The 11,172-nt window shown below is 51.0% G+C and carries 11 protein-coding genes; 10 read left to right on the top strand and 1 reads right to left on the bottom strand.

Annotated elements, in window-relative coordinates; genetic code table 11:
- Positions 1 to 627, top strand: a 627-nt coding sequence (locus AAH187_RS17490; RefSeq protein ID WP_342349771.1) for an NAD-binding protein, incomplete at its 5' end; no start/stop codon positions are given.
- 369 nt (positions 628 to 996) lie between these two features.
- Here the strand turns inward: AAH187_RS17490 and AAH187_RS17485 are convergent.
- The gene (locus AAH187_RS17485; RefSeq protein ID WP_342349770.1) at positions 997 to 1,440 is read right to left on the bottom strand and encodes a hypothetical protein; all 444 of its coding nucleotides are present in this window, start codon (positions 1,438 to 1,440) and stop codon (positions 997 to 999) included.
- A gap of 279 nt (positions 1,441 to 1,719) precedes the next feature.
- Here AAH187_RS17485 and AAH187_RS17480 point away from each other — a divergent pair, with 279 nt between their 5' ends.
- From AAH187_RS17480 to AAH187_RS17440, 9 genes are all read left to right on the top strand, one after another.
- On the top strand, positions 1,720 to 2,313 hold the full coding sequence (locus AAH187_RS17480; RefSeq protein ID WP_342349769.1) for a Slp family lipoprotein: 594 nt from the start codon (positions 1,720 to 1,722) through the stop codon (positions 2,311 to 2,313).
- A 95-nt stretch (positions 2,314 to 2,408) separates the two neighbouring features.
- Complete coding sequence (locus AAH187_RS17475) at positions 2,409 to 2,708, top strand: hypothetical protein (protein WP_342349768.1); 300 nt, start codon at positions 2,409 to 2,411, stop codon at positions 2,706 to 2,708.
- 863 nt (positions 2,709 to 3,571) lie between these two features.
- Entirely contained in the window at positions 3,572 to 4,732 is a 1,161-nt protein-coding gene (locus tag AAH187_RS17470; protein WP_342349767.1) for a DUF1207 domain-containing protein, read from the top strand.
- Positions 4,733 to 5,037: 305 nt separating this feature from the next.
- On the top strand, positions 5,038 to 6,030 hold the full coding sequence (gene pdhA / locus AAH187_RS17465) for a pyruvate dehydrogenase (acetyl-transferring) E1 component subunit alpha (RefSeq protein ID WP_342349766.1): 993 nt from the start codon (positions 5,038 to 5,040) through the stop codon (positions 6,028 to 6,030).
- A 95-nt stretch (positions 6,031 to 6,125) separates the two neighbouring features.
- Positions 6,126 to 7,094 carry a pyruvate dehydrogenase complex E1 component subunit beta gene (locus AAH187_RS17460; protein WP_342349765.1) on the top strand — a complete coding sequence of 323 codons (969 nt, stop codon included), beginning with the start codon at positions 6,126 to 6,128 and terminating at the stop codon, positions 7,092 to 7,094.
- A gap of 317 nt (positions 7,095 to 7,411) precedes the next feature.
- The gene (locus tag AAH187_RS17455; protein WP_342349764.1) at positions 7,412 to 8,713 is read left to right on the top strand and encodes a dihydrolipoamide acetyltransferase family protein; all 1,302 of its coding nucleotides are present in this window, start codon (positions 7,412 to 7,414) and stop codon (positions 8,711 to 8,713) included.
- Positions 8,714 to 8,908: 195 nt separating this feature from the next.
- Positions 8,909 to 9,586: an ankyrin repeat domain-containing protein gene (locus AAH187_RS17450; RefSeq protein WP_342349763.1), complete on the top strand. Its 678-nt coding sequence runs from the start codon at positions 8,909 to 8,911 to the stop codon at positions 9,584 to 9,586.
- A gap of 109 nt (positions 9,587 to 9,695) precedes the next feature.
- Positions 9,696 to 10,247: a heme-binding protein gene (locus AAH187_RS17445; protein WP_342349762.1), complete on the top strand. Its 552-nt coding sequence runs from the start codon at positions 9,696 to 9,698 to the stop codon at positions 10,245 to 10,247.
- A gap of 398 nt (positions 10,248 to 10,645) precedes the next feature.
- Positions 10,646 to 11,092: a VOC family protein gene (locus AAH187_RS17440; protein WP_342349761.1), complete on the top strand. Its 447-nt coding sequence runs from the start codon at positions 10,646 to 10,648 to the stop codon at positions 11,090 to 11,092.
- Positions 11,093 to 11,172 lie beyond the last annotated feature (80 nt).

Genomic DNA, 11,172 nt, shown 5'->3' with positions numbered 1-11,172 from the left:
AATGCCGAGGGACGGTTGTTTGTGAATTGTGCGACGCTGTCCCCTCAGGTTCATATTGAAATCGAAAAGCAAGTTGAAGCTCGTGGTGGGCAGACTCTGGAAGCTTGCATGGCGAGTAGCATTACTCAAGCTCGCGAAGGAACATTGTATTTGATGTGTGGCGGAAGACAGGAGGTCTTTGACCTGGCCAAGCCTCTCCTGGAAGATCTCAGTACGAATTTACGGTACATTGGATTGGCGGGGCAGGCATCAAAGATGAAGGCTCTAGTCAATATGGTGATGAATATCAATACGGCCGGATTGGCGGAGGGCTTGGGCCTCGGAGCGGCGCTGGGATTGGATGTGACGATGGTGCGTGAGGTGTTCGGCCAAACCGGAGCGGCGTCACGGGTTTTGGAAACCGATGGAGCCGACATGCAACATCGTGATCACGAATGCTATTTCTCGGCAGCCCATGCGGCGAAGGATTCCGGTATTGCCTCTGCACTGGCCGAATCCGAAGGCCTGACCCTACCTTTGGCTAAAGCGACGTTGGACCAGTATCAGCGATTGGTGAAGTTGGGGAAAGGCGAGTTGGATAAATCCGGGATTGCCGAACTGACTTTTAAAGACCGCTGTTCGCGGTAATAGTGTCAAACCCGTTTTCTCTTCTTCCCTCCGATCAAGGAGGCCATTGTCATTCTGACCCATTCGGCAAAGCTCAGGGCAAGGTCAACCGAAGGATCTGGCAGAGACCTGACATCGTCACCTTGGTTACAGATTCTTCGCCGTGGGCTCAGAATGCCAAGTTACTTTGGGACTACCTGAGTGGAATGAAGGATCTGGCGGAGACGTGGCATCGTCAACCTGGGCACAGATCCTTCGCCGTGGTCTCAAAATGTACGGTCGGTTCCAGCCTATGGCAATTACACATTGTTTACCTGCTTAATCTTGAGGATGAAATCAAAATTTTCACATTTAATCTCACCCATTCAAGTTTTGCGGGACAACCGGGTATTAGCTCAGGAGCGTTTTGCCATATTCCTGGGCCTGCTGGACAAATTGCTCAACTGCTTTTATGGCTTTTCCCACGTTTTTCCCTACCGTCTTTCCGGTTATCTTCGCTGCGCTGCGAACTGTGTTTGTAGTGTTTCCAGTTTTCTTTTTGACCGCTTTTGTGGTCGAGGCCACTTTTGTCGCCCCTTTCTTTTTTAATTGGCTCACGGTTTTCTTTGCACGCGAAGAAACGCTGGTGGCTCGCTTAACGGCTGTTTTCTTGGCTTGGGACACAGTGCTTTTTGCCCGTTTGGTTGCGCTTTTGGCTTTCTTTACCCCGGCTTTGGCCGCTGTCTTGGCTTGCTTGGCCACGGTCGCTGATTTTTTCTTGGCCGCCGACTTGACTTGAGAGGCCTTCTTAGTTGCTTGTCTCGCCGTGCTCTTTACCGCTTTTTTTACCGCCATCGTCTGCTCCTTTGGTGTATGTAGAGGTCATTCCCCGAATAGTAATAAGTGAAATGTAACCTGGAACAATGGAAATCACAAGTCAAAGAACCAACCGGTCATGAGCGTTTTGCGGTTCCTGGATGGAACACATGAGTCCCTGGAATTCTCGTTGGCTTGTGCACAAACTAAATGACTCGGAAGCTCTTCAAATTGGCAGTAAAGAAATCCTTGCCGTTCCTTCCTCTTCAAAGGCGCAGGAGAGGGGGTATAATACGACAAGGAGGTAAGAGCGAAACTATGAAGGTTGGGATATGGATCATTCACCTGGTTTTGTCGATTGCCCTGAGTGGGTGCGCGACATTTTCCTCATCCCCATTTTCCACAAATCAGGAAGCGCAGGTTACGGCTGGCGTGTCGTTTTCACACGTGGTTCAAGATCCCTCCGCTCATATAGGAAAGATTATCAAGGTGGGCGGAGTGGTGCTCTCCGCGAAACGTCTCGTAGACCGGACAGAAGTGATGGTGCTTCAGATCCCTTTAGACAACGATTCTGTTCCGGAATGGGACCGGACCAAGTCCAAGGGCCGTTTCATTGCCACTCAGCAGACCTTTCTTGATCCGGCCACGCTTCCCGAAGGCACTCGCTTAACAATGATAGGGGAAGTCACCGGGCAGGCCTCCGTGCAAGTGGATGAAGAAGAAAAAGTCTATCCTGTGGTTGCCATTCAGGGGTTGAAAGTGTGGCCGCTGATTCCCCAAAACCGGTATGGGTATCGTCCCTATTGGGGGCCTTATGGGGGCGGTTATTGGGGTTCGTATTGGCCGTATTCGCCGTATTCTTTTGGGTATTTTGGTCGAGGATATGGTGGCGGGAAACGGTTTCGTCGATAGAGATGGTTCGTATCCCTGCTGATTGACTTCAGTTTGAGGAAAGGTGCAGAGTAATTTTTCCCCCTCATTCACGTTCTTCCTTAAGGAGGTTTTTTATGAAGCAGGTACTATCCGTAGTCCTTTCCGTGTTTTTTGTGGTGGGTTTAGCCGGAGTGTCCTCCGCTGGCATGATGGATTCCTTGAAAGGTAAAGCCGACGAAACAACAAAGACTTCAACTGACGCTCATAAGGGCATGGATATGACGGATGCGGCAAAAGAGCAAGCGATTAAAGCCCAGAGCGGCACGAAAGAAGAAGCCGGTGGCATGATGGATCAACTCAAGGACGGGGCTAAGGGAGAAGTGAATAAAACGGGTAAAACCGCTAATGAAACGATAGACAATATTGGTAAATAGCAGAGGTCTTTTATCGCTTCTTTCTTTGTGAGAAGGAAGTGTGAATAGACTGTATTGTGTTTGAGCGGCCGGCGGATGGTGCCTCCATTTGCCGGCCGCTTTTTTTTGATTTCTACGGATAAGGAGAGCAGGCATTGGCCGGAGATACAACCCGATAGGGTTTAAAGGGAGTAAAAGGAAAAAGAAACCACCAAAGAGGAACCGATGAAAAAATAATCCACATTCCTTTTTGAAATATTCAGAAAAAGGCCGGCTTTGGACTCACTCTCCAGCCGGCCTTCATATTGGGACATACATAGGAACGAAATCGTCTTTTTTGAATACACGATCAGTCACCTGTCTTGTGGGACCCGTCGATCTTTTCATCTGAATGACATTCCCGGCTGATTCGGGCCAAATAGACGGTTGACTGCTGGAACCAATCCCTCGGAACCTGGAGACGGCGTTCAGTCCATTGCGCATGTCGAAGGACCGGTAACGCCTTACTAAACCCGCTGGATCGTGTGGCGATGATTGTGATCAAGCCGGTGCGTCATACTTATCCCGTTATTGGAGCGTCCGTTCCATTTTTCCACAGCTCATTTATTCGAACCCCTTATGGGTAGAATGTTTCTTCTGACAATGTCCAAATTACGCCCCTCGCCATGATCTTTTGTCTGTCCAACCAGGCGCATTCATCCTGATATTTTAGAACCAGGGGTTCCTCAGTGTAGACCAGCGCTGAGTCCCTAACCCGATGACTCAAAAATGAGGGGGATCTGTCGTGTCAGCCATGAGAGCTTCCCACGGTTTCACTGATCGTTGGTTGTTATATCGCCATGTTCTTCTCACCACCATATTTCCTTAAGGAGAGCAGATTTTCAATGACTCAACCGCTTGGATCTCCCGACCTGGATTCTGCTGTCCCCTTCCCTGCCCATCGAAAATTGCGGAAATGGACAACAGTGATCGTGGCCCTCCTCTGTCTTCATTTTGGATGGATGCCGCCCGCCATAGCGGTAGAAGATTCCTACATCGCCGGCTATGCTGCCGCGGTGCTTCAACATGAGTTTAATGCCACCAACGCGTCATTGATCGTCAAGGATGGTGTGGTGACCGTGTATGCTGATTCGCTTGCCACTCTGGACCGAACGAAGGTCCAGACCGCCCTGGAAGGCATTCCAGGTGTGACACGAGTGGAAATCCGAGAGGGAATGGCCGCAGAGGAGATTCCAAAGACTCCTCCATCGGATGCCATCACGCAAACAATTCCCGAGCCGGAATCCAAATTCCTTCCCGATGGTCTTCTTTTCGATCCCCTTCATGCCGACCCCCGTTGGCCGCATTTCTCCGTGGCGTACCGTCGTGTTTCTCAAGGTCCGGAACCAAATAAAACCGGCTCGGCAAACTTCGGAGAAACGTTCTCGATCTATCGGGATGCCGCGCCATTCGATGGACAATGGGAAATCGCCTTCCAGGGGGGGGTCTTCAGTGTGTTCGATTTGGACGCCTCGTCCAAAGACCTCGTGAACGCCGATTATACTGCCGGTCTGCTTACCAGTTACCGGACCGGTCCGTTTTCCGGTTTCATTCGCGTCTATCATCAAAGTTCGCATCTTGGGGATGAATTCATTCTCAATAACCAGCCGAACAGAATTAATTTGTCCTATGAAGAAATCGATCTCAAGTTGTCTTATGAACTGTTTAACTGGTTCCGTGTGTATGGCGGCGGCGGGATACTGGTGGATCGGGATCCTAACACCTTAGGGCGGGGCGCGACTCAATTCGGGGCCGAACTGACAAGCCCTTGGACGTTGTTGAGTGGAAAGATTCGCCCGGTGGCGTATGGAGATTTTCAGGTCAACGAGAGAAGCAATTGGACAGTCAACCGTTCGATAATGGCCGGGCTTCAATTCGAAAATGCCCGCATCGGCGACCGCAAGCTGCAATTATTAATGGAGTATTACAAGGGGGCTTCACCCAACGGTCAATTTTACTCCCAGCGCACGGAGTGGATCGGGATCGGCCTTCACTTGTATTACTGATCGCCATTTTGGCGTGGGTTCAGAGCCATCATGGCTTGGGACCTGTCCATATGTCTGAGAATATGTGAAATTCAGGACCTTTACCCTTCCTCCCACTTTCGAATTAGGCTAGCTGTAGAACGAGGCTGCAGCCGGCCTTTTTTTTTGTGGCAGCCAAAAGGGGAAAGGTATTGTAAAAAGGAACATACGGGGAAAGTCTTAAAAATTGTATCGGCAGGTGTTCTCTTGCTACAGTTCTTCTCATGTTTCAAGAACGGAACGTAAGGGGAACTTAGATAGGCAACGTTGATCTATCCGGGCAACTCATGGTGAAGAGTACATTGGAACACAATTCGGACAAAAACGATTTTCTGAAGTTGTACCGGGATATGCTTCTCATCCGACGCTTTGAGGAGAAGTCGGCCGAGATGTACGCCTTAGCGAAAATCGCCGGCTTCCTTCATTTATACATCGGCCAGGAAGCGGTCGCTGTGGGATGTATGCATGCGATTCGCCCGGATGACTATGTCATTGCCTCCTATCGGGATCACGGGCATTGTCTGGCCAAGGGGTCGGATCCTAAGAAGGTGATGGCTGAATTGTTTGGAAAGGCCACCGGGTTATGCAAAGGCAAAGGTGGATCGATGCATCTGATCGATGTCGAACGCCATTTCATGGGCGGGTATGCCATCGTCGGTGGGCATTTACCACTTGCGGTGGGGCTGGCGTTTGCCTCACGGTATCGCAAGGAAGACCGGGTGGTGCTCTGTTTTTTTGGTGACGGGGCGGTTCCCGGTGGGCATACTCATGAAGCCTTTAATCTGGCTGCGTTATGGAAGTTGCCGGTTATTTTTATTTGCGAAAACAACCGGTACGGGATGGGGACGCCGGTTGAACGCGGGATGCTCTTGTATAAAGATATTGCCGAACGGGCCAGGGCGCATGGGATTGAAGCGGAACAAGTGGATGGGATGGATGTGCTGGCGGTGAAGGAGTTGACTGCGCGTGTCGTGAAGAAGATGCGAAAGGACCCTCAGCCATTTTTTATTGAGGCCTCGACCTACCGGTTCATGGGCCATTCCATGTCCGATCCTGCCCATGGCCATTATCGAACCAAGGAGGAAGTTGGAGAAGCACGGAAGCAGGATCCGTTGATTTTCCTAAAAACCCGGATCCTTCAGGAGGGCCTGGCCACGGAGGCCGACTTTAAGCAAATGGATAACGAGGTGATTCAGACGGTGACGGAATCTGTGAAGTTTGCCGATGACAGCCCCTTTCCTGAGCCCGGCGCGCTCCATGAAGATGTGTTGGTCGAGTGAGGGGGCATGGCCTTAACAAGAATCCGCCAACGGTATTGGGCAGTTACCTTCAGCATGAAACGCGATTATCAACAATTCTTGAATGATGGCCACCGATGTTGATTTCCTATAGGGAAGCGCTGAATCAGGCGATGCGTGAGGAAATGCAACGGGATCCTCGTGTGTTTTTAATCGGGGAAGAAGTCGGGTATTACCAAGGGGCCTTTAAAGTCAGCAAAGGCTTTGTGGAGGAATTCGGCGCTGAGCGCGTGCTGGATACTCCAATTACCGAAGCGGGATTTACCGGGTTGGCCATTGGCGCGGCGATGGCTGGCTTGCGTCCCATTGTCGAATTGATGACCTTTAATTTCGGCATCCTTGCCCTTGACCAAATCGTGAATAACGCGGCGAAAATTCGCTATATGTCCGGAGGCCAGTTATCGGCCCCCATGGTGATCCGCGGGCCGGGAAGTGCGGCGCATCAGTTGGCCGCCCAACATTCCCAAAGTCTTGAAGCCTGGTTTTGCCATGTCCCTGGATTGAAAGTGATTGCCCCGGCGACGCCCTCTGATGCAAAAGGTTTATTGAAAAGCGCCATTCGTGATGAGAACCCGGTAATTTTTATGGAAGCGCAACTGCTGTATGGCACCAAAGGCGAAGTGCCGGACCATGACTACTCTCTGCCGATTGGCAAAGCCGCTGTGACGCGAACAGGAAGCGATGTGACCATTGTCGCCTATTCAAAGATGGCGCTACTGGCGCTTGAGGCCGCAGAAGCCTTATCACAGGAAGGCATCGATGCCGAAGTCATTGACCTGAGGACATTAAAACCCTTGGATACCGACACGCTTTTGGAGTCTGTCAAGAAAACCGGACGTGTTGTCATTGTGGAGGAGGGATGGGAGTTTTGTGGGTTAGGCGCTCAGATTGCTGAAACAATCTATTCCAAAGGATTTGATTTATTGGATGGGCCTATCGTCAGGGTCGCCGGTGAAGAAGTCCCCATGCCGTATGCCAGGCCGCTTGAAGATCTGGCCATTCCTTACCTGGCCCGGGTCATATCGGCGGTGAAACAGATTCTCTAACACGCAACATATTGTTGAAATGGTTGTTCTTCAGAAAGTTATCGCGATAGATTACTTCGAAGGATTTCCCTGCCATGATTGGAGCTGTTCAAGTATTGCAATATCCCCCTGTTGGTCCGTCTTTGAAAAAATGAGAGCCATATGAAAAGTATTCAGGATTGTTCAAAAAGGTTTGTCCAGCCAGGCCGCAGCCGCTTGGACGCGCAGAGCGTACGGAGGAGTACGTGAGCACGGCCAAGGGGCGAGAACGCCGCTGGCAGCTCCTTCCGCCAGACTCAGGACATGCTTTTTCAACATTCCATTGATTGGAGATTGCTATGATTACTCGCGTTGTCATGCCAAAACTCACGGACACAATGGAAGAAGGCGTCGTGGTGGCTTGGAAAAAGCATGAGGGGGACGCTGTCGACTCCGGGGATATTCTGGCGGAAATTGAAACGGATAAAGCCGTCCTTGATCTGGAATCTTTTGGTTCCGGGGTGCTGAGAAAGGTGTTGGTACCCGAGGGGGAAACCGTTAAAGCCGGGAAGCTCATTGCCGTGATCGGAGAACAGGACGATGATATTGAGGCCACGCTGGCTGAGACCTCTGAGGATCAAGCTGCAGCACCTGAACCTCAAAAAGACTCTGCTCCTCCTCCAAAGGAAAAGCCCTCCCAACCTTCGCCGGAACCATCCATTCCGACTAAGGGAGAAAAATCCGGTAGTGCGAAGAAAGAAGCCAAGGACACCAAGGCCGATTCGAGCCAGGATGTCAGGATCAAGGTGTCCCCTCGAGCGAAAGCGTTGGCGAAAGAGCAGGGGATTGATTTGTCAACAATCAAAGGCAGCGGTCCCGAAGGCCGGATTGTTGAAGCGGATATTCAAGGACGGGTTGATGCCCCCAAGGTTCTTGAGCGGAAAACCAAGGACATTCCCTTGAGCCAAATGCGCAAGGCGATCGCCCGGGTGACCACGTCAAGTAAGGCCCCTGTCCCACATTTTTATCTCACAACAGAAGTGGCCATGGATCAGGCTGAGCGCCTCCGAAAGCAAATGGAGGAACTGGGCAATGGCCCCTTAAGTTTAACAGTCCTGTTCGTTCGTGCGGCCGCGCTCGCGTTAGCCCGTCACCCTGAGATGAATGTGTCATTCATGGGGGAAGTTTTGCGTCGGCATGCCACGATCGATATCGGAATTGCGGTGGCCCTGGAGGAAGGACTCATTACTCCGGTGATACGGGATTGCGCCGGGAAAAATATTCTCCAAGTCGCCGAAGAGATTCGTGATCTGTTTGTCCGGGCCAAAAGCCAACAGCTCACTCCGGAGGAATATGCCGGGGCCACGTTCTCTATTTCTAATCTCGGGATGTATGAGGTGGACAATTTCATTGCGGTCCTGATGCCGCCGCAGGCGGCTTCTCTGGCCATAGGCGCGGTGAATATTGTTCCCGTGGCACGAGGACGAGCCATTAAACTGTCCCGCCGGATGAAAGTCACGCTCTCCTGTGATCATCGGGCACTGGATGGTGCGCAAGGGGCACGGTTTCTCCAGTCCTTTAAACGAGCGCTGGAAAAGCCATTGGAACTTTTTCTTCCGTTGAAAACCCGATCAAAAAACAACCATGAAATCGATCAATAACCGGTTCCGCGGAGATTGCGGGCCTTTCAATGTTGAGGCCGGTGTGTTGACGCGGTCATGAGCCGCGAGTTTGATGGTTCAGCTATTACGGCTGTCCGGTTCTCCATTTTTTGCCGGATTCAGATATTCCCTTGTCTGGTCCCACCCTGTCCTGAGTACCAACCGAAATTGAATACAAATGGGATGCACGCACAGATGAAAGGATTCGGAATCCTTGTGATGGTGTCGCTTCTTCTGATGTTAGCGGGACCGGGGTTTACCAAAGAAAAGGTCCCAAAGGCAGGGCTGAATGAAGCCTTATTCGAGGCTGTGGGACGGAATGATGCCGCCATGGTCCGGCAACTGTTGAAACAAGGTGGAAGTATTCATGCTCAAGATGGAAAGGGGCAAACGGCGTTACTCTTGGCCGTTGATCGCAACCATTTAGAAAGCGCCAAGCTGTTGATTGAGGCTGGCTCAGATGTGAATGCGCAGGATCGTCAATTAGACAGTCCATTGCTGTTGGCTGGAGCAAGAGGATACCTCGAGATTTTAAAGCTGACCTTGGAGGCCAAGCCCGATTTTTTGATTTATAACCGGTTCGGGGGAACGGCCTTAATTCCGGCATGTGAGCGTGGGCATGTGGAAGTTGTGAAGGAATTATTGAAAACTAAAGTGGATATCAATCATGTGAATCGATTGGGTTGGACTGCGTTGTTGGAGGCCATTATCCTGAGTGATGGGGGTCCCAGCCATCAGGAAATCGTACGATTGCTTATTAAGGCGGGTGCCAATATCAATCTGCCGGATGGTGATGGCATCAGCCCGCTTCAACATGCTCGAAACAAGGGGTTCACGCCCATTGCCAAAATGCTGGAATCCGCAGGAGCCTGATAAAGGCACCTCAAGATTGAAGATACATTGACAACCTGGCGCACCGAGCCAGAAAATCTCCATCAAAGTTGGACCCGGATTATCTATCTGTTAATCAAAGGAGGGTTTCATGATCGGCAAATGTTTTATGAATGTGACCATTGGCCATTCGAAGCTGACATCCGGAATGGCGATGATATGCCTGGGAGGCTTGTTAGCAGCGGGCGTGTCGGCGGCCGAGTTACCGCGTGAGGCGGTCCTGCCACTCTCACTGGCCACGAAGGCCGCAAGTGCGGCTGTGGAGCAATGCACCAAAGACGGGTATCGGGTGAGTGTCGCGGTTGTGGATCGGGCTGGAGTCGTGAGGGCGATATTGCGGGAAGATGGTGCCGGTCCCCATACAGTGGATAGTAGCCGAAAAAAAGCATACACCTCAGCCAGTCTAAAAAGGCCCACGGCTGAATTGGGCGAGTTGATTGCGAAGATGCCGGCGGTGCAAGCGTTACGGGATATGAACGAGAATATGCTTCTTCTTGGCGGCGGGCTTCCCATTGAAATCGGTGGAGAGGTTGTCGGCGGCATCGGCGTTGGTGGAGCGCCCGGTGGTCATTTGGATGCCGCATGCGCGCAGGCAGGGTTGGAGAGTATTGGCGCCGGGTCCAAAGTAGAAAAGGATCAATAAGAGAAGGATTCCGTCTGATCACATGAACGCAGATTCTCCGCCATGGAGAATCTGCGCTTAGCCTATTTTCCAAACTGACTCACCTGGTGTCATTTCCTTCCTGCCTTTTTGCTCCCGGACCTATCCCGTTTCTTTTCCCAAGTTCCCTCAACCTGCCGGAATATCGTCAGTGTGTCGGTATTTCGCCAATGATTTTTCTTCTACTGCTACTAGCGAAAATTTCTTTATGTGCACATGTGCAGGCCAGAGTATCGTTTGCATTCGAGGGGCCTCTATGAAGAAACTGGAACGATCATTGCGTTAGTCAAAGTTGAGTAGGAAAGCAGGAAAGGAGTCAAAAGGCCTGAAGATTTATTTTTGACTATTTTGTTCTTCTGAAAATTGAGGAGAAATTTATTATGAAAGCTCAATATTTAGGACATGTGGTGTTTTACGTCAAAAATCTCGAAGAGTCTTTGAAATTTTATCGAGATGTCGTGGGGTTTCAGGAAGTCGGACAGATTTTCGGAGGAAAAGCGGCGGCGCTCACGTCCGGCCGCACTCATCATGAACTGCTGTTGATTGAAGTCGGGGACGTCCCGGGACCACCTTCGGGAAGGAGGCGTGGCCTCTATCACATTGGCATTAAAGTTGGAGATAGCCTGGATGAACTTCGTGCTGCCAAGCAGGACCTTGATCGGGCTGGTATTTCGATAGGGGGGATGAGCGACCATACTGTCAGTCAAAGTCTCTACCTTCAGGATCCCGATGGGAATGAAGTGGAACTCTATGTCGATGCGCCGGAGGTGGATTGGAAACGTGACCCGAAATTGGTGCTGGCACCCATCAAACCCCTGGTGTTGTAACCGTCGGATCATACAAAATATATGGCGCCTCGCTTTTTCATTTAAGTCCATGAAAGGTTCATCTCTCATGTTCCGACGCC

Origin of the sequence: uncultured Nitrospira sp. (assembly GCA_902500695.1) — a bacterium.
Lineage (GTDB): Bacteria > Nitrospirota > Nitrospiria > Nitrospirales > UBA8639 > Nitrospira_E.
The sequence above is the reverse complement of the archived record's forward strand: the minus strand, read 5'-3'. Positions and strand labels throughout refer to the sequence as shown.